Here is a 21629-nt window from a genome sequence, read left to right on the forward strand (position 1 = left end):
GAAGCACCTAGAAGGAGTCAGTCGTGTCCGCGAACAGCTTCGACGCCCGCAGCTCGCTGCAGGTGGGCGACGAGTCGTACGAGATCTTCAAGCTCTCCGCCGTCGAGGGGTCCGAGCGGCTGCCCTACAGCCTCAAGGTGCTGCTGGAGAACCTGCTCCGCACCGAGGACGGCGCCAACATCACCGCCGACCACATCCGTGCCCTCGGCAACTGGGACGCCGACGCCCAGCCGAGCCAGGAGATCCAGTTCACGCCGGCCCGCGTGATCATGCAGGACTTCACCGGTGTGCCGTGCGTGGTCGACCTCGCCACCATGCGTGAGGCCGTCAAGGAGCTGGGCGGCGACCCGGCCAAGATCAACCCGCTGGCCCCGGCCGAGCTGGTCATCGACCACTCCGTCATCGCGGACAAGTTCGGCACCCCGGACGCCTTCGTCCAGAACGTCGAGATCGAGTACGGCCGCAACAAGGAGCGCTACCAGTTCCTGCGCTGGGGCCAGACCGCGTTCGACGAGTTCAAGGTCGTCCCGCCGGGCACCGGCATCGTCCACCAGGTGAACATCGAGCACCTGGCCCGCACCGTCATGGTCCGCGGCGGCCAGGCGTACCCGGACACCTGCGTCGGCACCGACTCGCACACCACCATGGTCAACGGCCTGGGCGTGCTGGGCTGGGGCGTCGGCGGCATCGAGGCCGAGGCGGCCATGCTCGGCCAGCCGGTCTCCATGCTGATCCCGCGCGTCGTCGGCTTCAAGCTGACCGGCGAGCTGCCGGCCGGCACCACCGCCACCGACCTGGTGCTCACCATCACCGAGATGCTGCGCAAGCACGGTGTGGTCGGCAAGTTCGTCGAGTTCTACGGCGACGGCATCGGCGCCATCCCGCTGGCCAACCGCGCCACCATCGGCAACATGTCGCCGGAGTTCGGCTCGACCTGTGCGATCTTCCCGATCGACGCCGAGACCATCAACTACCTGAAGCTCACCGGCCGCGACGAGCAGCAGCTCGCCCTGGTCGAGGCGTACGCCAAGGAGCAGGGCCTCTGGCACAACCCGGCGCACGAGCCGGTCTACTCCGAGTACCTGGAGCTGGACGTCTCGACCGTCGTCCCGTCGATCTCCGGCCCGAAGCGCCCGCAGGACCGCGTGATCCTGGCCGAGGCCTCCGAGCGCTTCGCCGAGGCGCTGCCGACCTACTCGGCCGAGGCCTCCAAGCCGACCGCGGTCAACGTGCCCGACGGCTCGACCTACCAGATCGACAACGGCGCGGTCGTGATCGCCTCGATCACCTCCTGCACCAACACCTCCAACCCCTCCGTCATGCTGGGCGCCGCCCTGCTGGCGAAGAAGGCCGTGGAGAAGGGCCTGACGGTCAAGCCCTGGGTCAAGACCACCCTGGCGCCCGGCTCCAAGGTCGTCATGGACTACTACGAGAAGGCCGGCCTGCTCCCGTACATGGAGAAGCTGGGCTTCAACCTGGTCGGCTACGGCTGCGTCACCTGCATCGGCAACTCGGGCCCGCTGCCCGAGGAGGTCTCGGCCGCGGTCAACGAGGCCGACCTGGCCGTCGTCTCGGTGCTCTCCGGCAACCGCAACTTCGAGGGCCGGATCAACCCGGACGTCAAGATGAACTACCTGGCCTCCCCGCCGCTGGTGGTCGCCTACGCCCTCGCCGGCAACATGAACGTCGACCTCACCAAGGACGCCCTGGGCCAGGACGCCGACGGCAACGACGTCTTCCTCGCCGACATCTGGCCGTCCGAGCAGGAGGTCGCGGACACCGTCGCCGCCTCCATCGACCAGGACATGTTCGACAAGGGCTACCAGGACGTCTTCGCCGGCGACCACCGCTGGCAGTCGCTCCCGGTCCCGACCGGCAACACCTTCGAGTGGGACGCCGAGTCCACCTACGTCCGCAAGCCCCCGTACTTCGAGGGCATGGCCAAGACCCCGAGCCCGGTGACCGACATCGCCGGCGCCCGCGTCCTGGCCAAGCTGGGCGACTCGGTCACCACCGACCACATCTCCCCGGCCGGCAACATCAAGCCGGGCACCCCGGCGGCGCAGTACCTGACCGCCAACGGCGTCGAGAAGCGCGACTTCAACTCCTACGGCTCGCGCCGTGGCAACCACGAGGTCATGATCCGCGGCACCTTCGCCAACATCCGCCTGCGCAACCAGATCGCGCCGGGCACCGAGGGCGGCTACACCCGCGACTTCACCCAGGCCGACGGCCCGGTGTCGTTCATCTACGACGCCTCGCAGAACTACCAGGCCGCCGGCACCCCGCTGGTCGTCCTGGCCGGCAAGGAGTACGGCTCCGGCTCGTCCCGCGACTGGGCCGCCAAGGGCACCGCGCTGCTCGGCGTCAAGGCCGTCATCGCCGAGTCCTACGAGCGCATCCACCGCTCGAACCTGATCGGCATGGGCGTCCTGCCGCTGCAGTTCCCGGAGGGCCAGAACGCCGACTCCCTCGGCCTGACCGGCGAGGAGACCTTCTCCATCACCGGCGTGACCGAGCTCAACGAGGGCAGCACCCCGGCGACCGTCAAGGTCGTCGCGGTCGGCGCCGACGGGACCGGCAGGGAGTTCGACGCGGTCGTGCGCATCGACACCCCCGGTGAGGCGGACTACTACCGCAACGGCGGCATCCTGCAGTACGTGCTGCGCAGCCTGATCAACGGCTGAGCACCGCGCTGAGCGCCGAGGAGGCCGGACCGCACCCGCGGTCCGGCCTCCTTCGCTTTGCCCGGGCGCCTCCTCGGCTTTGCCGGCCTTTTGCATAGTGCGCCGACCGTGCCGCGCCTCTTGTGCGGTGTGCCCGCGATGGACTAAACCTCTGTTCCAGCTTGGTCCAGACCAATTGACGCTGCTTCAGAGAATAGGTCCGGTATGCCCATTCGCCGCCCCGCCCTGCTCGCCGCCACCACCGTCGCCGCGCTGCTCGCCTCCACCGTCGCCACCGCCACGGCCCATGCCGCCGCCGGCGCCCAGGGCCCCAAGCTCAAGGGCCAGCGGGTCGGCTACTTCACCTCCTGGGGCGCCGACAGCTCCGCCAAGCGCGTCCAGGAGTCCGGCCAGGCCGGCCGGCTCACCGTGATCAACTACGCCTTCGGCAACGCCTCCGCCGAGGGCACCTGCTTCCAGAGCAACGAGCCCGGCCAGGGCGACGCCTACAACGACTACCAGCGCGCCTTCTCCGCCGCCGACTCGGTGGACGGCGTCGCCGACGCCCCGGGCCAGGCGCTCAAGGGCCACTTCAACCAGCTGCGCAAGCTCAAGGCGCAGAACCCGCAGCTCAAGGTCGTCATCTCGCTGGGCGGCTGGTCCTGGTCCAAGTACTTCTCGGACGCCGCCGCCACCGACGAGGCCCGCAAGAAGTTCGTCTCCTCCTGCGTCGACCTCTACCTGAAGGGCGACGTGCCGCAGCTGGCCGGCTCCCCGGAGGGCGGCGCCGGCGCCGCCGCGGGCGTCTTCGACGGCATCGACGTCGACTGGGAGTACCCGGGCGGCGGCGGTGACGAGGGCAACGTGGTCCGCCCCGAGGACGGCCGCAACTTCACCCTGCTGATGGCCGAGTTCCGCAAGCAGCTGGACGGCCTGGCCGCCGAGCGCGCCGCGGGCGCCAAGGGCAAGGCCAAGAAGCCCGAGCACTACCTGCTGACCGCCGCCGTCGCGGCCAACGAGACCGTCGCCGACCGGCTGGAGCTGCCCGAGCTGGCGAACTCCGTCGACTGGCTCAACCTGATGACCTACGACCTGCACGGCCCGTGGGAGGGCAAGGGCCCGGCCAACCACCAGGCCCCGCTCTACTCCGACCCCACCGACCCGGACGCCCGCCAGCGCAGCGCCGACAAGGCCGTCGACCACTACGCCCAGCGCGGCCTGCCCTCCCAGCAGACCGTGCTCGGCGCGCCGTTCTACGGCCACGGCTGGACCGGTGTGCCGGCCGGCAACCGGGGCGGCCTGTACCAGAAGGCCACCGGCACCGTGGCGGACCGCTCCTACAAGGAGATCAACGCGCTGCCCGGCACCACCTACGTGGACCGCGACCACGGCGCGTCCTGGAAGTACGACGGCACCACCTTCTACAGCTTCGACTCGGCCGAGGTGCTCACCGAGAAGGGCCGCTACGCCCGCTGGAACGACCTGGCCGGTGTGATGGTCTGGTCGTTGGACGGCGACGACGCGCAGGGCAGCGGGATCGCCGCCCTGGACAAGGGCCTGCGCGGCAAGTGAGCCGGCCCTGACCCGGACATGAGCCCGACCCGGACATGAGAACGGGAGGGCCCGCCGCGACGAGCGTCGCGGCGGGCCCTCCCGTCCGTCCGCTCAGGCGCGGTCGCAGGCCTGCGCCCGCAGCGCCCGCGCCAGGTCGTCCCGGCGCTCCAGCACCAGCCGGCGCAGCGCGGGCGCCGCGTCCGGGTGCCCGGTCAGCCAGGCGTCCGCCTCGGCCAGCGTGGCCTCGTCCACCTGCGCCTGCGGGAAGAAGCCGCCGACGATGCGCATCGCGATCTCGATGGTCCGCTCGGCCCAGACCCGCTCCAGCAGCTTGAAGTAGGGCGCGGCGTAGAGCGCCGTCAGGTCGCGGTGCGCGGGCACCGCGAAGCCGGCGATGTTGGCCTCGACCAGCGCGTTGGGCAGCTCGTCGGAGTCGATCACGGCCGACCAGGCGGCGGCCTTGGCCTCCGGGGTGGGCCGGGCGGCCAGGCACTGGGTGTGCTGGCGGCGTCCGCTCGCGGTGTTGTCGGCGGCGAGCTCCCCGGCCAGCTCCTCCTCGGTGGCCTGGCCGGCCGCGGCCAGCGCCAGCCACAGTGCCCAGCGCAGCTCCTGGTCGACCTCCAGGCCGTCGATCCGGGCGGTGCCGGCCAGCAGGCCGCGGACCAGGCCGAGGTGCTCCGAGCCGTTGGCGGTCTGCGCCAGGAAACGGGCCCAGGCCAGCTGGTGGTCGCTGCCGGGGGCGGCGGCGCGCAGCTCGTGCAGCGCGCCGTCGGCGAGCAGCCGGCCGCCCTCGCCGCGCCAGGCCGGGTCGGCGTACAGGTCGACGGCGCCCTTGGCCTGGGTGTGCAGCGACTGCAGGACGCCGATGTTGGCCTCCCGGCCGGCGAACCGCAGCACCAGCGCGACGTAGTCGCGGGCCGGCATCAGGGCGTCCCGGGTGAGGTTCCAGACGGCGGACCAGGCCAGCGCGCGGGCCAGGTCGTCCTTGATGTCGCCGAGGCCGGTGCGCAGGGTCTCCAGCGACTCCTCGTCGAAGCGGATCTTGCAGTACGTCAGGTCGTCGTCGTTGAGCAGGACGAGCGCGGGGCGCGGGCGGCCCACCGCCTCGGCGACGGTGGTGCGGGCGCCGGTGACGTCCAGTTCGAAGCGGCCGGTGCGCACCAGCGCGCCGTCGTCGTCCCGGTCGTAGAGGCCGACCGCGATCCGGTGCGGGCGCAGCACGCCGCCGTCCTGGAGGACGGCGAGCTCGGTGATCCGGCCCTCGGCGTCGGAGGTCAGCTGCGGGGTGAGGGTGTTGACGCCGGCGGTCTGCAGCCAGGCGGCGGCCCAGGACTTGAGGTCGCGGCCGCTGGTCTCCTCCAGGATGTCCAGCAGGTCGGCGAGTTCGGTGTTGCCGAAGGCGTGCCGCTGGAAGTAGCGGCGGGCGCCCTCGAAGAAGGCCTCCGCCCCGACGTAGGCCACCAGCTGCTTGAGCACCGAGGCGCCCTTGGCGTAGGTGATGCCGTCGAAGTTGAGCTTGGCGTCCTCCAGGTCCCGGATGTCCGCGGTGATCGGGTGGGTGGTGGGGAACTGGTCCTGCCGGTAGGCCCAGGCCTTGCGCTGGTTGGCGAAGGTGACCCAGGCGGAGCGGTAGCGGGTGCCGGCGCCGACCAGGCCGTAGGAGCCCATGAAGTCGGCGAAGGACTCCTTCAGCCACAGGTCGTCCCACCAGCGCATGGTGACCAGGTCGCCGAACCACATGTGCGCCATCTCGTGCAGGACGACGTTGGCGCGGGCCTCGTAGGCGGCGTCGGTGACCTTCGAGCGGAAGATGAACTCCTCGCGGAAGGTGACGCAGCCGGGGTTCTCCATGGCGCCGATGTTGTACTCGGGGACGAACGCCTGGTCGTACTTGCCGAAGGGGTACGGGTAGCCGAACCGCTCGTGGAAGAAGTCGAGTCCGAGCTTGGTGACGCCGAGGATCTCGTCGGCGTCGAAGTACGGGGCGAGCGACCTGCGGCACAGCGCGGAGAGCGGGATGTCCAGCACGGTGCCGTCGTCGAGGGTGCGGCTGTAGTGGTCGCGGGCGACGTGGTACGGGCCGGCGACGACGGCGGTGAGGTACGTGGAGATCGGCCTGGTCGGCGCGAACTCCCAGGTGCGGGCGCCGTCCTCGGCGGTGACGTTCCCGTGCGGGGCGTTGGACCACACGTCCCAGGCGGCCGGCGCGGTGACGGTGACGGTGAACGGGGCCTTCAGGTCGGGCTGTTCGAAGGTGGCGAAGACCCGGCGGGCGTCGGCCGGCTCGTAGTGGGTGTAGAGGTAGGTCTCGCCGTCGACCGGGTCGGTGAAGCGGTGCAGGCCCTCGCCGGTGCGGCTGTAGGCGCAGTCGGCCTCGACGGTGAGCACGTTCTCGGCGGCGAGGCCGTCGACGTGCACCCGGGCGCCGTCGTAGGCGGCGGCCGGGTCCAGGGCGCGGCCGTTGAGGGTGACGGCGCGTACGGCCGGGGCGAGCAGGTCGACGAAGGTCGACGCGCCCGGTTCGGCGCAGCGGAAGGCGATGGTCGTGGTGGAGCGGAAGGTGGCGGCCGCGGGGTCGGGGGCCGAGGTCACGTCCAGCCGGACGTGGTAGCCGTCCACGGTGAGGATGCTGGCCCGCTGCTGGGCTTCGTCGCGGCTCAGGTTCTTGCCCGGCACGGCGGTACTCCTTTGTCCGGCTCGCACGGTGGTGCGGTCTTCGCTGGTGCGGTGGTGCGGCGCGCTGTGGTGCTGCGGGGGCATCCTTTCACGCCCCCCGCGCCGGTACCATTGCACAACTCGGGCAGGCGGGCCGGAATCAGTGGCGGGGGCCGGGCGTTGGCGCTCTGGGGGCGCGGTCCGCCACGGCCGCACGGCCTCCGCCGCGCACTTCTCCGCTCTTCTTCCGGACGACTCTCGAAGGACGACAGCCGTGACGAACTCCGCTGGTGCCGCCGGCGCCGCCGAGCGCAAGACCGCCGACTTCTGGTTCGACCCGGCCTGTCCGTGGGCCTGGATGACGTCCCGCTGGCTGATCGAGGTCCAGCAGCTGCGCCCGGTGGACGTGAACTGGCACGTGATGAGCCTGTCGGTGCTGAACGAGGGCCGGGACCTCCCGCCGCAGTACCGGGACCTGCTGGACAACGCCTGGGGCGCGGTGCGGGTGTGCATCGCGGCCGCGAAGCAGCACGGCGATCAGGTGCTGGGCCGGCTGTACACCGAGCTGGGCACCCGTTTCCACAACCAGGGCCTGCCGCAGAACCGGGAGACGATCGAGGCGGCGCTGGCCGCGGCCGGGCTGCCGGTGGAGCTGGCCGAGGCGGCCGGCACCGACGCGTACGACGACGCGCTGCGCCTGTCGCACAAGGAGGGCATCACCCTGGTCGGCGAGGACGTCGGCACCCCGGTGATCGCGGTCGAGGGCGCGGACGGCGAGCGGGTCGCGTTCTTCGGCCCGGTGGTGACGCCGATCCCGCGCGGCGAGGCCGCGGCGCGGCTGTGGGACGGCACCCTGCTGGTCGCCTCCACGCCGGGCTTCTACGAGATCAAGCGGACCCGTACCGCGAGCCCGTCCTTCGAGTAGGTCGTCGAGCGGCCGCTCGCGCGGGAGGGGCCCGGTACCACGCGGTACCGGGCCCCTCCCGCGCGTCGCGCGCCCCGCGTCAGCCGCGGACGGCGTCCCGGCGCTGCTTGAGCAGTCCGGCGGCGGTGAGCAGCACGACCAGCACGCCGGCCGCGTACAGCTGCTGCCGGTTGCCCTCGGTGGTGGTCATCAGGGCGAGGATGCCGGCGACGGCGGCCATCGCGACCCAGGTCAGGTAGGGGAAGCCCCACATCCGCACGGTCAGCAGCTCGGGCGCCTCGCGCTCCAGCCGGCGGCGCATCCGCAGCTGGACGACGCAGATGAACAGCCAGACGACCAGGATCGCGACGCCGGTGGTGTTCATCAGCCAGGTGAACACGGTGGCGGGCCAGAACTTGGCGGCCAGGACGGCGGCGAAGCCGAACAGGCAGGAGGCCAGCACCGCCCGCCGGGGCACCCCGCCGCCGACCTTGGCGAGGGCGCGCGGGCCCTGGCCGCGGCCGACCAGTGAGTAGGCCATCCGGGAGGCGCCGTAGATGTTGGCGTTCATCGCGGACAGCAGCGCGATCAGCACCACGAACTGCATGATCGTCCCGGCGCCGGGCACCCCGAGGTGGCGCAGCACGGTGACGTAGGGGCCGTCGGCGACGACCGCCGGGTCCTTCCAGGAGACCAGCGTGACGACCAGCGCCATCGAGCCGATGTAGAAGATCGCGATCCGCCAGACGGCGGTGCGCACGGCCCGGGCGACGTTGCGCCGGGGGTCCTCGGACTCGGCGGCGGCGATGGTGACGGTCTCCAGGCCGCCGTAGGCGAAGACGGAGGCGAGCAGGCCGACGATCAGTCCGCTGACGCCGGTGGGCAGGAAGCCGCCCTGGCCGGTGAGGTTGGCGGTGCCGGGGGCGCCGGGGCCGAGCACGCCGGCGATGCCGAGCCCGCCCAGCACCAGGAAGGCGATGATCGCGGCGACCTTGACGGCGGCGAACCAGAACTCGAACTCGCCGAAGTTCTTCACCGCGGTGAGGTTGCTGGCGCAGAAGAACACCATGAACAGGGCGACCCAGACCCAGGCGGAGACGCCGGGGATCCAGCCGTTGACGATCTTGCCGGCGGCGGTGGCCTCGGCGGCGACGCCGCAGCAGAGCATCACCCAGTACATCCAGCCGGCGGTGATCCCGGCCCAGGGGCCGATCTCCTTCTCGGCGTGCACCGAGAAGGAGCCGGAGGCCGGGCGGGCCGCCGACATCTCGCCGAGCATCCGCATGATCAGCATGACCAGCAGGCCGGAGAGCACGAAGGCCAGGATGATGGCGGGCCCGGCCGCCGCGATGCCCGCGCCGGAGCCGACGAACAGGCCGGCGCCGATGACGCCGCCGAGCGCGATCATCGAGAGGTGGCGCTGCTTGAGGCCGTGCGCGAGCTGCCGGCCGTCGGCCGGGGGATCGGACTCGGTTGTGGTGGTCCCGGGCGCGGGGGGCGCGGAGGTGGGGGCCATGGGAGGTGGATCCAGACTGTTCGACATGCGGTGCGAGCTGTCCAATATCCGGTGACACGACTGGGCATGCCAAGAATGTCCGGTTCGGGACCAGCATGCGGACCCCATCGTGACATTCGGACCCCGGATGCTCACGCTCCGTCGCCCCGGTGGGTCGGGACCCGACAAGGAGTCCGGCCGGGGGTTTGTCCGGATCCCTGACGGTGTTCGGCGTGATCGCCGCGTAGGTTCAGAGTGATCACTCACTTGATCCGCTGATCCTTCGATCGTCCGGATCCCCACCGTGCCGAGGAGAAGCCCGATGGCCACCGCCAGCACCCCCGTTCCGAGCCGCGCCGTCCTCGCCGACCTGCTGCCCGCCGCCGGCAGCCGCCTCGGCGGCCAGGCCCGTGACCTCGCCCTGGTCGCCGGCGGCACCGCGCTCACCGGCCTGGCCGCCCAGCTGTCGGTGAACGTCCCCGGCTCCCCGGTGCCGGTCACCGGCCAGACCTTCGCCGCCCTGCTGGTCGGCACCGCGCTCGGCAGCCGCCGGGGCGTCGCCTCGCTCGGCCTCTACCTGCTCGCCGGCATGGCGGGCGTGCCGTGGTTCGCCGAGGGCGCCTCCGGCTGGTCGATGCCCTCCCTCGGCTACGCGATCGGCTTCGTGCTGGCCGCCGGCCTGGTCGGCGCGCTGGCCCGGCGCGGTGCCGACCGCTCGCCGGTGCGCACCGCCGCCGCGATGGTCCTCGGCAGCCTCGCCATCTACGCGGTCGGCGTGCCCTACCTGGCCTTCGCCCTCGACGTCCCGATGGCCCGCGCCGCCGAGCTCGGCCTCTACCCGTACCTGGTCGGCGACGCCCTGAAGGCCGCCCTCGCCGCCGGCGCCCTCCCGCTCGCCTGGAAGCTCCTCGGCCGCCGCTGAGGAAATGGCGCACGGCGCCGACCTGCCGAAGGCGGCGCCCCCTGCGGAGCCCGGGTCCACGCGCATGCCACACTCATGGGCATGCGCGTGTACCTGGGCTCCGACCATGCCGGATACGAACTGAAGAACCACCTCGTGGAGTGGCTCAAGGAGGCCGGCCACGAGCCGGTCGACTGCGGGCCGCACATCTACGACGCCCTCGACGACTATCCGCCGTTCTGCCTGCGGGCCGCCGAGCGCACCGCCTCCGACCCGCAGTCGCTGGGCATCGTGATCGGCGGTTCGGGCAACGGCGAGGCGATCGCCGCCAACAAGGTCAAGGGCGTCCGCGCCGCGCTGGCCTGGAGCGAGCAGACCGCCGCGCTCGGCCGCGAGCACAACAACGCCAACGTGATCTCCATCGGCGGCCGGATGCACACCGAGGAGGAGGCCACGAAGTTCGTGGAGGTCTTCCTCAACACCCCGTACAGCGGCGACGAGCGGCACACCCGCCGGATCGACATGCTCAGCGTGTACGAGACCACCGGCGAGCTCCCGCCGATCCCGGCCCACCACCCGCAGCAGGAGGGCTGACCCTCCCGCCCGTCCCGGCTCCTTCCGGCGGCCGGCCACGCCCCCGACGGCGCGGCCGGCCGCCGCGTTCCCCGGCCCGCGCGCGGGGTCCGGAACCGGCTGGACGGCGGCTGGGAGGCGGCTGGACGGCGGCTGTGCGGCCGCTGTGTGATCGGCCACAGCGCGCACCCCGGCGCACGCCGCGCCCGACCGCCCGCGCGACGGGGCGTGCGCCGTCCGGTCGGTTCGTACGCCCCGCGCCCGCACGCCTCCTGACACCCCGGACGCCGCCCGCCGCAATCGGCCGAAACCCGCTGACGCGCCCGCGCCACCGCACCACCGCTCGCACCCTGGCCGTCGACGCCGACCGCGACCGCTGGATATGGTCGGTCCCCATGGCTGGCAGAGCGCCGGGCACACCGCCCCAGACGACTGCGACGAGGCCCGGCGCCGCTCCGGCGTCCGACCCCGTGACGGCCCGGTTGCGCAAGAGGCTCCGCCGGGTCCGCCGAAGGCTGCGCACCGCCGCGGTCGACTGGTTCCGCGGCGGCGCCGCCGACTGGCCGGTGCTCTGCGCGCTCGCCCTGCTGGTCCCGCTGCTGATCCTGCTCAACGTCTGGTGGCCCGCCTGGGCCCCGCCGACCGCGCTGGTCCTGCCGATCCTGGCGGCGGCCCTGCTGCTGCGCCCCGGCTCGCTGGTGGTGCTCTACGCGCTGGCCGCGCTCGGCCTGTCCGCCGAGTCGGTCATCCACACCGGCCAGCGGGTGGCCAGCGACCACCCGGAGGCCTACACCTACGGGGTCACCCCGGGCGCCGCCCTGGTGGTCGGCGCCGCCGGGGTCGGCGGCCTGCTGCTGGCCCAGTTCCGCAGCCGGGTCGGCGTGCCCTGGTGGGGCGGCTCGACGATGCTCTTCGACCTGCGCGAGCGGCTGCGGGTGCAGAGCCGGGTGCCCCGGCTGCCGGACGGCTGGCACGCCGACATGGCGCTGCGCCCGGCCGGCGGGCAGTCCTTCTCGGGCGACTTCGTGGTCGCCGACCGCACCGGCCCCGGCCGCCGGGTGCTGGAGGTGGTCCTCGCGGACGTCTCCGGCAAGGGCATGGACGCCGGCTCTCGGGCGCTGCTGCTCTCCGGCGCGTTCGGCGGGCTGCTGGGCTCGCTGCCCGCGCACGACTTCCTGCCGGCCGCCAACGGCTACCTGCTGCGGCAGTCCTGGGAGGAGGGCTTCGCGACCGCCGTGCACCTGGTGCTCGACCTGGACACCGGCGAGTACGAGCTGCTCTCGGCCGGGCACCTGCCCGGCATGCAGCGGCTGGCGGGCGCCGGCCGCTGGGAGGTCAAGGAGGCGCTGGAGGGCCCGGCGCTCGGCATCTACGACGGCGCCAAGTTCGAGGGCGTGCGGGGGCGGCTGAACCGCGGCGACGTCCTGCTGCTGTGCACCGACGGCATGGTCGAGGCACCCGGCCGGGACCTCTCGGAGGGCATGGACCGGCTGATGGGCGAGGCGGACCGGCTGGTGCCGGGCGCCGGAGCCGGCGGCGGCGCGGCCTCCCGGCTGATCGAGACGGTCGCCCGGGACATCAACGACGACCGCGCGGTCCTGCTGTTCTGGCGCGACTGAGCCGTGCGCAACGGGCCCGGCGCGGTGCGGAACCGGCTGGTGGAGCCCCGCACGACGGGCCTTCCGCGACCCCTCGGCGGCGGCACGTGCCAGCGGCAGCCGCTGTCAAGCCCCGGAGCTGATCTTCAGCCAATTCCGGTGCCCCGGAAGCAGAGCGGACCTGCCGGTTCCGGTCCGGCCCGCCGAACGTTTCCCGGCCGCTCAGCGGCGCCCCGCCGAGGATTCGTCAGGAGGTCTCGGCTATCGTCTCGGTCGGCGGAAACTCGTCTCGCATCGCAGGATATCGGCGTTCGACCGACTGTCAGACCTTTACGCAATCGGCACGGTCGACCACACTGAGTCCGGGCGGGACTGTTCAGGATTCGGGGGATGGGGGGCGTCACATGCGGCACGACGAACACCGTGCGGCCGTCACGGGCGGCCACCCCTCCGGCCTCGACGTGCCGGACGATCTGCCGTTCCGCCTCGGGACCGTCGGACAGGCCGGGGTCCGGCTTCACAGGGGTCGTCAGCCGGTGGCGCCCCGCTATGAAACGAGGAAGTGAGTCCGGGTGGCACTCTCCGTCTCCGCGCTGGTCCTGTTCGGCATCATCTGCTTCATCTTCATCCGCCAGAAGCAGCTCAAGGTCGGGCACTTCATCCTGGCCGCCCTGTTCGGCTTCATGCTCAACCAGAGCACGGCCGCCAAGCCGATCCAGGACTTCCTGAGCCAGATCGCCAAGTCCATCTCGAACATCGCCAGCTGACCCCCGGACCGCCGGCCCTTCGCGGCCGGCGCCCCGTCACCGGTCGGCGCGCCTCGCCTGCCGCCACCGGGCGAACAGGCCCCGCGGGCGCGCCGCCGCCACGGCCGCCGGCCGGGCCGCCACGACCCCGCCGGCGCCGGCCGGTGCGGTCACCGGCGCGGACGCCTCCTCGCGCGCCGTCAGCAGGACGAACAGCCGGGCCCAGCACAGCCGCTCGCCGCGCGGCCAGTCCAGCGCGCGCAGCGCCGCCGACGCGGCCTCGTTCACCTCGCCGTCGACCCTGACCTCGGCCACGTCGTCCCCCGACCGCCCGCCGAGGAACAGCTTCACCCCGTGCGGCCGCCGCTCGCCCGCCCCGGTCAGCGCCGGCAGCAGCGCGGGCGCCAGCGCCGGCACCACCCGGTTCCCGGCCAGCCAGGCCGCCAGATGCTCGTTGCCGAACCCGAAGACCGCCGCCGGCCCCTGGACGGCGTGCCAGCCGGGCAGTTCGGGGTGGTCGGCGTGGTCGGCGTGCGCACCGCGGCGCTCGGCCGTCTCGACCAGCGCGGCCGCCGTGGTGGTCGCCCACATCCGCACCGCGTTGTCGAGCTTCTCCTCCTCGGTCTTGCCGAGGCCGGCCGCGCAGTCCCACACCACCGGCGCGTCCGCCCGGCCGAGCTCCAGCGCCCAGCCGAGGTCCACGTGCCCGGCGCCCTCGCCGCCGGGGTGCTCCCGGACGGCCACCGCGACCGTCCCCGGACCGCGCACCACCTCGCCGTCGACGGTGAACTCCTGCCCGAACCGCGCCATCTCCCGGACCACGCAGCGCTGAATGACGGCCAGTCGGTCCTGCGGGCGCACGGGGACTCCTCCGCTCACGGCTTCGAATCGTCTCGACGCCATCGGCCATCGAACTGCTCTCGAACTGCTCTCGAACGCCGCCGAGGCTATCGGCCCGGAGGCCCCCCGGGAAACCGTTCGGGCCGGGTGGGGCGGGCGTGGCGCTCCGGTCGCCGAAATGACGGGAATGCACCATTTTGGGTAGCGAACACCACCGTCGCCGCCTGGAGAACCCGTATGCCCCGCACCGCCCCGCCGCCCGCTGCGCCGACCGTCCCGGTGCCCGCCCTGCTGCTCACCCCGGACGCCTCCGGGCTGGTCACCGAGATCGAGGCGTACCTGGCCTCGCTGCCCGCGCCCGCGCGCACCCCGGCGCCCCACCCCGTCTGCCGCTACGGCTCGGCTCCGCAGCCCTGGCACGCCGGCCACCCACTGCCCCGGGCCACCCTGCTCGACCGGGCGCTGCGCCGCCCCGCCCGGCCCGCCCCGGTCACCGCCGCCGAGCACCTCGGCCTGGCCTCCCGTTACATCGCCGCGCACGGCTGGCTGCAGGGGGCGATGTGGGACGCGGCCGGCCGGGTCTGCCTGCTCGGCGCCCAGGCGGCGGTGCTCGCCCACGGGTTCGGCACCCCGGCCACCGTGCGCACCGCCCGGGTCCAGCTGATGGAGGTGCTGCACGCCACCGGCCGCCCGGTGCGCTCCCCGGACGAGTTCAACGACCGGCCCGCCACCCGGCAGGCCGACGTCCACCGGCTGCTGGAGCGGGCCGCGGCCCGGGCCGCCCGGCTGGGCCTGTGACCCGGGGTCTGTCCGACCCGCCGTCGGGAAAGCGAACGGCCCCGGGGATGCGGTGCATCCTCCGGGGCCGTTCGTCCTGCGGAGCGGGCGACGAGAATCGAACTCGCGTGACTAGTTTGGAAGACTAGGGCTCTACCATTGAGCTACGCCCGCGCGATCCCCCGGCCGTCACCGGACGGAAGGTCGGGAACAGCGTACCTGGTCCGGTCGGCTGCGTGCACACCCGTTCCCGGTGAGGGCCGCGGAATATCTCGCCGATCCGGCGGGGCCCGGCGTGTACGCTTCCTCTCGGCACCACGGGGTGTGGCGCAGTTTGGTAGCGCGTCCGCTTTGGGAGCGGAAGGCCGTCGGTTCGAATCCGGTCACCCCGACCGTGCGCAGGGTCTCGCCCAGGGCGGGGCCCTGTTGTCGTTTCCGGGGCCCTTCCGGCATGGTAGGTGGTTGATTTTTCACCGAACCTGGAGCCCCGATGAGTGCGACGAGCCCGGCGCGAGCACCGCGCCGGCCGCGGATGAACCCCAAGGCCGCGGTCGGCGTCGTCTTCGTCGCCGCGCTGTTCATGTCGATCATGGACACCACGATCGTCAATGTGGCGCTGCCCGCGATCGGCCGCGACTTCGGCACCGACCCCGCCGGGGTCGGCGTGATCAACGTCGGCTACCTGGTCAGCCTGGCGGTCTTCGTCCCGCTCTCCGGCTGGCTCGGCGACCGCCTCGGCACCCGCCGGGTGTTCCTGGCCTCGCTCGCCCTGTTCACCCTCGCCTCGCTGCTGTGCGGGGTGGCCGGCTCGCTGACCGGCCTCACCCTCGCCCGGATCCTCCAGGGCGCGGCCGGCGGTCTGCTCACCCCGGTCGGGATGACCATGCTCTTCCACGCCTTCCCGCAGGAGGAGCGGATGCGGGCGACCCGGGTGCTGATGCTGCCCACCGCGGTCGCCCCGGCCGCCGGGCCGGTGCTCGGCGGCTGGCTGGTGGACGGCTGGTCCTGGCACTGGGTCTTCATCGTCAACCTGCCGGTCGGCCTCGCCGCGCTGGTCTTCGGCCTGCTCTTCCTGCCGGACTACCGCGCCGAGCGCGCCGGGCGCTTCGACGCGGCCGGCTTCCTGCTCTCCGCGGCGGGTTTCGGTGCGGCGATGTACGCGCTCTCCGAGGGCGCGTCCGAGGGGTGGGGGAGCGCGCGGATCCTCGCCGCGGCGCTCGGCGGCGCGCTCGCCCTCGCCGCACTGGTCGCCGTCGAGCTGCGCCGCCCCGAGCCGATGCTCGACCTGCGGCTCTTCCGGGACCGGATCTTCCGCACCACCAATCTGCTCTCGCTCTTCTCCGGCGCGGCCTTCCTCGGCATGCTCTACCTGTTCCCGCTGCTGATGCAGGACGCCCTCGGCATGGACGCCCTGCACAGCGGTCTGATGATCTTCCCCGAGGCGCTCGGTGTGATGCTCGCCTCGCAGATCGCGGGCCGGCTCTACCCGAGGTTCGGCCCGCGCCGGCTGCTCGTCACGGGCGCCACCGTGGTGGCCGCCGGGCTGGCGGTGATGGCCACGATCGGGCCGGACAGCAACCTGTGGGCGGTGCGCGCGCTGCTCTTCGTCTGCGGGTTCGCGATGGCCCACGTCTTCATGCCGAGCCAGACCGCGGCCTTCGCGACGATCCCGGTGGCCTCCACCGGCGCCGCCTCCACCCTGTACAACGCCCAGCGCCAGCTCGGCTCGGCGCTCGGCGTGGCCGTGCTGGGCACCGTGCTGACCGCCGTCGGACCGTTCACCGCGGACGCCTCGGGTACGCCCGTGGCGAACCTCGCCGCCTACCGCGCCGCCTTCCTGACCGCGGCCGGGCTGGCCCTGCTCGCGGCCGTGATCGCGCTGCGGGTGCGGGACTCCGACGCCGCCGCGACCATGCGCCCGGCCCCGGTTTCCGGCGGCACCGGGCCCGGGGGCGGCACCGGTTCCGCGGCCGGGACGGAGGCCGGGCCGGAGGGCGCGGTGCCCTCCGGAGCCGCCGCCGCGGGCGTGTCCGGACCGGCCCGGAAGGCCGCCGGGAGGGCCTGAACGGGCCCGGACGGCGGCGTCCTGGCGTCCGCCTTTCGTGGTACCGGTAGGATGGGGCGCTGGCGGTAGTCCCTGTGGCGTCCACCCAGGTCAACCGCACGAGGGCGAGGAGTCACGCTCACCGTCCACCCCCCACGGGAGATGCAGCTCCAACCGCCCATCGCCCGTCTCGCCCGACCCGCTGGAAACCGGCCCCGGCCGGCGTCCGGGGAGGGCGCAGGCAACCTGACCGCAAGCCCATAGGAGACCTAACCGTGAAGAGCGCCGTCGAGACTCTGAACCCGACCCGGGTTCGACTCACCGTCGAGGTGCCCTTCGAGGAGCTCAAGCCCAGCCTCGACGCGGCGTACAAGAAGATCAACCAGCAGGTCTCGGTCCCGGGCTTCCGCAAGGGCAAGATCCCGAACCGGGTCATCGACCAGCGCTTCGGCCGTGGCGCCGTGCTGGAGGAGGCCGTCAACGACGCCCTGCCGCGCTTCTACACGCAGGCCGTCGACGAGGGCAAGATCGAGGTCCTCGGCCAGCCCGACATCACCAACATCGAGGGTGTCGAGAAGATCGCCGACGGCGGTGACCTGAAGTTCACCGCCGAGGTCGACGTCCGCCCGGAGATCACCCTGCCGGACTTCTCGACCATCGAGGTCACCGTCGACCCGATCGCGGTCTCCGACGAGGACATCGCCAAGTCCCTGGAGCAGCTGCGCGAGCGCTTCTCCTCGGTCAAGGACGTCGAGCGCGCCGCCGCCGCCGGCGACATCGTGGTCGTCGACCTCGAGGCCAAGGTCGACGGCGAGGTGCCGGAGGACGGCACCGCCGCCGGCGTCAGCTACGAGATCGGCTCGGGCCGTCTGATCGACGGCATCGACGAGGCCGTCGTCGGCCTGGAGGCCGGTGGCACCGCCACCTTCACCACCGAGCTCAAGGGTGGCACCCAGGCCGGCAAGTCCTCCGAGGTCACCGTCAAGGTCACCGCCGTCCAGGAGAAGGAGCTGCCCGAGCTGGACGACGAGTTCGCCCAGCTGGCCAGCGAGTTCGACACCCTGGAGGACCTGAAGGCCGACTCCCGCAAGCGCCTGGAGCGCATGAAGGAGTACGACCAGGCCACCCAGGCCCAGGAGAAGGTGCTGGACGCGCTGCTCGGCCTGGTCGAGATCGAGTTCCCGGAGAAGCTCCTCAAGGACGAGATCGAGACCCGCAAGCACAACCTCGAGCACCACCAGCTGGAGCCGATGGGCCTCAACCTGGCGAGCTACCTGGAGACCCAGGGCAAGTCGGAGGAGGAGTACCTCGCGGAGACCGAGGAGCAGGCGAAGAAGGGCATCAAGACCCAGTTCGTCCTGGACCAGATCGTCGCCGACGAGGAGCTCAACGTCTCCCAGGAGGAGCTGACCGAGCACCTCATCCGCCGTGCCGCCGGTTCGGGCCTGACCCCGGACCAGTTCGCCCAGCAGGTCGTCCAGGGTGGCCAGGTGCCGCTGCTGGTCGGCGAGGTCGCCCGCGGCAAGGCGCTGGCCACCGTGGTCGAGGCCGCCAAGGTCGTCGACACCGAGGGCAACGAGATCAACTTCGACGACGACGAGGCCGACGAGTCGGCCGAGACCGTCGAGGCCCCGGCCGCCGAGGCCGAGGCCGAGGAGAAGACCGAGGCCTGACCGCCGCGGTCGCCTCGCTCGCCCGAGGCGTGAGCGCGGGCCCGGACGCCGTACGGTGTCCGGGCCCGCGCCGTTCCCGGGGCCGGGCCCGCCGGGGCCGCGAACCCTGCGCTCACAGCGAACAGTTCTGCGTGAGGGATTCAGCGGCCGGGCCTGCGCGTTAGGGTCCATGGACAGCAACAATCACGACGTGATACCCGGAAGCTGTGCGACATCGTGACGGCCGTGGAGCGACCGTCCAAATCGACTGAGCAGGTGGCTAAGTGACGTACCCGCAGATGCAGATGCCCGGCCCGATGGCGCCGCACGCCGCCGCTGGTGACGTGCTGGGCGGCCTCGGCGACCAGGTCTACAACCGGCTGCTCAACGAGCGGATCATCTTCCTCGGCCAGCAGGTCGACGACGACATCGCGAACAAGATCACCGCCCAGCTGCTGCTGCTGGCCGCGGACCCGGACAAGGACATCTTCCTCTACATCAACTCCCCGGGCGGCTCGATCTCGGCCGGCATGGCGATCTACGACACCATGCAGTACATCAAGAACGACGTCGTCACGATCGCGATGGGCATGGCGGCCTCGATGGGCCAGTTCCTGCTGACCGCCGGCGCCAAGGGCAAGCGCTTCTCGCTCCCGAACGCCAACATCCTCATGCACCAGCCCTCCGCCGGCCTCGGCGGCTCGGCCACCGACATCCGCATCCAGGCCGAGCAGCTGCTGCGCACCAAGAAGCGGATGTCCGAGCTGATCGCGTTCCACAGCGGCCAGTCCTTCGAGCAGATCACCCAGGACTCCGACCGCGACCGCTGGTTCACGCCGGAGGAGGCCCTGGACTACGGCCTGATCGACGCGATCATGCACAGCGCCGCGGACGTCCCCGGCGGCGGCGGCACCGGCGCCTGAGCCCCGGCCCGGGCCCACGAGACCACAGCCACAACGCTCCGGAGGACCAGAACACCCATGAACATCCCCAGCCTGTCGGCCGCCAAGGCCCGCGTCGAGGACATGCGGGCCGATGGCCGCTACATCGTCCCGCGCTTCGTCGAGCGCACCTCGCAGGGCATCCGTGAGTACGACCCGTACGCCAAGCTGTTCGAGGAGCGCATCATCTTCCTCGGCTCGCAGGTGGACGACGTCTCCGCGAACGACATCATGGCGCAGCTGCTGTGCCTGGAGTCGATGGACCCGGACCGCGAGATCCAGATGTACATCAACTCGCCCGGCGGCTCGTTCACGGCCCTGACGGCCATCTACGACACCATGCAGTACGTCAAGCCGGACATCACCACGGTCTGCATGGGCCAGGCGGCCTCGGCGGCGGCCGTGCTGCTGGCGGCCGGCACCCCCGGCAAGCGGATGGCGCTGCCGAACGCCCGCATCCTGATCCACCAGCCGTACACCGAGACCGGCCGCGGCCAGGTCTCCGACCTGGAGATCCAGGCGAAGGAGATCTTCCGGATGCGCGAGCAGCTGGAGGAGATGCTGTCCAAGCACTCCAACAAGTCGGTCGAGCAGGTCCGCGACGACATCGAGCGCGACAAGATCCTCACGGCCGAGGAGGCCGTCGAGTACGGTCTGGTCGACCTGGTGATCTCGACCCGCAAGGCCTCGCTGACCTCCTGAGGTCGGCACTCCCTCCCGGCCCGTCCTCGTGGGCGGGAGGGATCCGGGGGCTGCTCCGACGGCATCTGTTCGGTATCAATTCGCCCAGGGCGTAGGGCAGACCCGGCGAAGAGGGCGGAATCGGCGGCTCGGCAGAGTACCGTCGGATAGCGAGACCGATCGCCGTCGGCGTCGACGGTCCACAGCACCAGGCCCCGGAACTCCCGCGGGGCCCCTGGCGAAGGGGAAGCACCTCGTGGCACGCATCGGAGACGGTGGCGACCTGCTCAAGTGCTCGTTCTGCGGCAAGTCGCAGAAGCAGGTGAAGAAGCTGATCGCCGGCCCAGGCGTGTACATCTGCGACGAGTGCATCGACCTGTGCAACGAGATCATCGAGGAGGAGCTCGCCGAGACCTCCGAGGTGCGCTTCGAGGAGCTCCCGAAGCCCCGCGAGATCTACGAGTTCCTGGACCAGTACGTGGTCGGGCAGGACCTCGCCAAGAAGGCCCTGTCGGTGGCCGTCTACAACCACTACAAGCGGGTCCAGGCCGGTGAGGCCGGCCGCAGCGGCGGCAACGGCCGCGAGGACGCCATCGAGCTGGCGAAGTCCAACATCCTGCTGCTGGGCCCGACCGGCTCCGGCAAGACGCTGCTGGCGCAGACCCTGGCCCGGATGCTGAACGTGCCGTTCGCGATCGCCGACGCCACCGCGCTCACCGAGGCCGGCTACGTCGGCGAGGACGTCGAGAACATCCTGCTCAAGCTGATCCAGGCGGCCGACTACGACGTCAAGAAGGCCGAGACCGGGATCATCTACATCGACGAGATCGACAAGGTCGCGCGCAAGAGCGAGAACCCGTCGATCACCCGGGACGTCTCCGGCGAGGGCGTGCAGCAGGCGCTGCTGAAGATCCTGGAGGGCACCACCGCCTCGGTGCCGCCGCAGGGCGGGCGCAAGCACCCGCACCAGGAGTTCATCCAGATCGACACCACCAACGTGCTGTTCATCGTGGGCGGCGCGTTCGCCGGCCTGGAGCGGATCATCGAGGGTCGGGCGGGTGCCAAGGGCATCGGCTTCGGCGCGAACATCCGTTCCAAGCGGGAGCTGGATGCCAGCGACCACTTCCGTCAGGTGATGCCGGAGGACCTGGTCAAGTTCGGCATGATCCCGGAGTTCATCGGCCGCCTCCCGGTGATCACCAGCGTGCACAACCTGGACCGCGAGGCGCTGCTGCAGATCCTCACCGAGCCGAAGAACGCGCTGGTCAAGCAGTACCGCAAGCTCTTCGAACTGGACGGCGTGGAGCTGGAGTTCTCCCGGGACGCGCTGGAGGCGATCGCGGACCAGGCGATCCTGCGCGGCACCGGCGCGCGGGGCCTGCGGGCCATCATGGAGGAGGTGCTGATGTCCGTGATGTACGAGGTGCCCTCGCGCCAGGACGTCGCCCGCGTGGTGGTGACCGGGGACGTCGTCTCCAAGCACGCCATCCCGACCCTGGTGCCGCGCGACATGATCAAGCGGGAGCGGCGCGAGAAGAGCGCCTGACGCCCGACGGGTCCCGCCCGGAAACGACGAGGGCCCCGGTACCGCCTCCACGGGCG

General features: G+C 72.0%; 16 protein-coding genes and 2 tRNA genes. 14 read left to right on the plus strand and 4 right to left on the minus strand.

All coding sequences use genetic code 11. From position 1 onward, the window contains the following. Positions 1 to 23: 23 nt before the first annotated feature. Together acnA and ACFU9E_RS31775 are read left to right on the plus strand one after the other, a co-directional pair. Positions 24 to 2687, plus strand: a complete 2664-nt coding sequence (acnA, locus tag ACFU9E_RS31770; RefSeq protein ID WP_380684194.1) for an aconitate hydratase AcnA — start codon at positions 24 to 26, stop codon at positions 2685 to 2687. Between the two features lie 204 nt (positions 2688 to 2891). After that, positions 2892 to 4238, plus strand: a complete 1347-nt coding sequence (locus ACFU9E_RS31775) for a glycoside hydrolase family 18 protein (RefSeq protein ID WP_380684195.1) — start codon at positions 2892 to 2894, stop codon at positions 4236 to 4238. A 93-nt stretch (positions 4239 to 4331) separates the two neighbouring features. On the opposite strand, the gene pepN is transcribed toward ACFU9E_RS31775, so the two are convergent. Next, entirely contained in the window at positions 4332 to 6896 is a 2565-nt protein-coding gene (gene pepN / locus ACFU9E_RS31780; RefSeq protein WP_380687687.1) for an aminopeptidase N, read from the minus strand. Positions 6897 to 7149: 253 nt separating this feature from the next. On the opposite strand from pepN, the gene ACFU9E_RS31785 reads away from it, so the two are divergent. Next, a complete protein-coding gene (locus ACFU9E_RS31785; protein WP_380687689.1) occupies positions 7150 to 7800 on the plus strand; it encodes a DsbA family protein in 651 nt (216 codons plus the stop codon). 79 nt (positions 7801 to 7879) lie between these two features. Here the strand turns inward: ACFU9E_RS31785 and ACFU9E_RS31790 are convergent, their stop codons facing one another. After that, a complete protein-coding gene (locus ACFU9E_RS31790; RefSeq protein WP_380687691.1) occupies positions 7880 to 9295 on the minus strand; it encodes an amino acid permease in 1416 nt (471 codons plus the stop codon). A gap of 301 nt (positions 9296 to 9596) precedes the next feature. On the opposite strand from ACFU9E_RS31790, the gene ACFU9E_RS31795 reads away from it, so the two are divergent. The 4 genes from ACFU9E_RS31795 to ACFU9E_RS31810 all read left to right on the plus strand — a co-directional run bounded on the left by ACFU9E_RS31795 (position 9597) and on the right by ACFU9E_RS31810 (position 13113). Next, positions 9597 to 10196, plus strand: a complete 600-nt coding sequence (locus ACFU9E_RS31795) for a biotin transporter BioY (RefSeq protein ID WP_380687693.1) — start codon at positions 9597 to 9599, stop codon at positions 10194 to 10196. A gap of 81 nt (positions 10197 to 10277) precedes the next feature. Next, on the plus strand, positions 10278 to 10769 hold the full coding sequence (locus ACFU9E_RS31800) for a ribose-5-phosphate isomerase (RefSeq protein WP_355375987.1): 492 nt from the start codon (positions 10278 to 10280) through the stop codon (positions 10767 to 10769). A 461-nt stretch (positions 10770 to 11230) separates the two neighbouring features. Then, a complete protein-coding gene (locus ACFU9E_RS31805) occupies positions 11231 to 12367 on the plus strand; it encodes a PP2C family protein-serine/threonine phosphatase (RefSeq protein WP_380689232.1) in 1137 nt (378 codons plus the stop codon). A gap of 551 nt (positions 12368 to 12918) precedes the next feature. Further along, positions 12919 to 13113: a hypothetical protein gene (locus tag ACFU9E_RS31810; protein ID WP_355372342.1), complete on the plus strand. Its 195-nt coding sequence runs from the start codon at positions 12919 to 12921 to the stop codon at positions 13111 to 13113. A gap of 36 nt (positions 13114 to 13149) precedes the next feature. On the opposite strand, the gene ACFU9E_RS31815 is transcribed toward ACFU9E_RS31810, so the two are convergent. After that, entirely contained in the window at positions 13150 to 13953 is an 804-nt protein-coding gene (locus tag ACFU9E_RS31815) for a DUF6348 family protein (RefSeq protein ID WP_380689235.1), read from the minus strand. Positions 13954 to 14169: 216 nt separating this feature from the next. On the opposite strand from ACFU9E_RS31815, the gene ACFU9E_RS31820 reads away from it, so the two are divergent. Beyond that, positions 14170 to 14730, plus strand: a complete 561-nt coding sequence (locus tag ACFU9E_RS31820; RefSeq protein WP_380689237.1) for a hypothetical protein — start codon at positions 14170 to 14172, stop codon at positions 14728 to 14730. Between the two features lie 82 nt (positions 14731 to 14812). On the opposite strand, the gene ACFU9E_RS31825 is transcribed toward ACFU9E_RS31820, so the two are convergent. Continuing rightward, positions 14813 to 14883 (minus strand) — tRNA-Gly (locus tag ACFU9E_RS31825). A gap of 144 nt (positions 14884 to 15027) precedes the next feature. Between ACFU9E_RS31825 and ACFU9E_RS31830 the strand changes: the two genes are divergently transcribed. The 6 genes from ACFU9E_RS31830 to clpX all read left to right on the plus strand — a co-directional run bounded on the left by ACFU9E_RS31830 (position 15028) and on the right by clpX (position 21573). After that, positions 15028 to 15101: transfer RNA gene (locus ACFU9E_RS31830), tRNA-Pro, on the plus strand. Between the two features lie 98 nt (positions 15102 to 15199). Further along, positions 15200 to 16774 carry an MDR family MFS transporter gene (locus tag ACFU9E_RS31835; RefSeq protein ID WP_380689406.1) on the plus strand — a complete coding sequence of 525 codons (1575 nt, stop codon included), beginning with the start codon at positions 15200 to 15202 and terminating at the stop codon, positions 16772 to 16774. Between the two features lie 254 nt (positions 16775 to 17028). Beyond that, positions 17029 to 18426, plus strand: a complete 1398-nt coding sequence (gene tig / locus ACFU9E_RS31840; RefSeq protein ID WP_355372330.1) for a trigger factor — start codon at positions 17029 to 17031, stop codon at positions 18424 to 18426. Positions 18427 to 18710: 284 nt separating this feature from the next. Then, positions 18711 to 19328 carry an ATP-dependent Clp protease proteolytic subunit gene (locus tag ACFU9E_RS31845; RefSeq protein ID WP_045941987.1) on the plus strand — a complete coding sequence of 206 codons (618 nt, stop codon included), beginning with the start codon at positions 18711 to 18713 and terminating at the stop codon, positions 19326 to 19328. Between the two features lie 57 nt (positions 19329 to 19385). Beyond that, complete coding sequence (locus tag ACFU9E_RS31850; protein ID WP_380690255.1) at positions 19386 to 20048, plus strand: ATP-dependent Clp protease proteolytic subunit; 663 nt, start codon at positions 19386 to 19388, stop codon at positions 20046 to 20048. Between the two features lie 235 nt (positions 20049 to 20283). Further along, the gene (gene clpX, locus ACFU9E_RS31855; protein WP_030309676.1) at positions 20284 to 21573 is read left to right on the plus strand and encodes an ATP-dependent Clp protease ATP-binding subunit ClpX; all 1290 of its coding nucleotides are present in this window, start codon (positions 20284 to 20286) and stop codon (positions 21571 to 21573) included. Positions 21574 to 21629: the final 56 nt, after the last annotated feature.

This window comes from Kitasatospora sp. NPDC057595, from assembly GCF_042800875.1.
In the GTDB taxonomy this organism is placed as follows: domain Bacteria; phylum Actinomycetota; class Actinomycetes; order Streptomycetales; family Streptomycetaceae; genus Kitasatospora.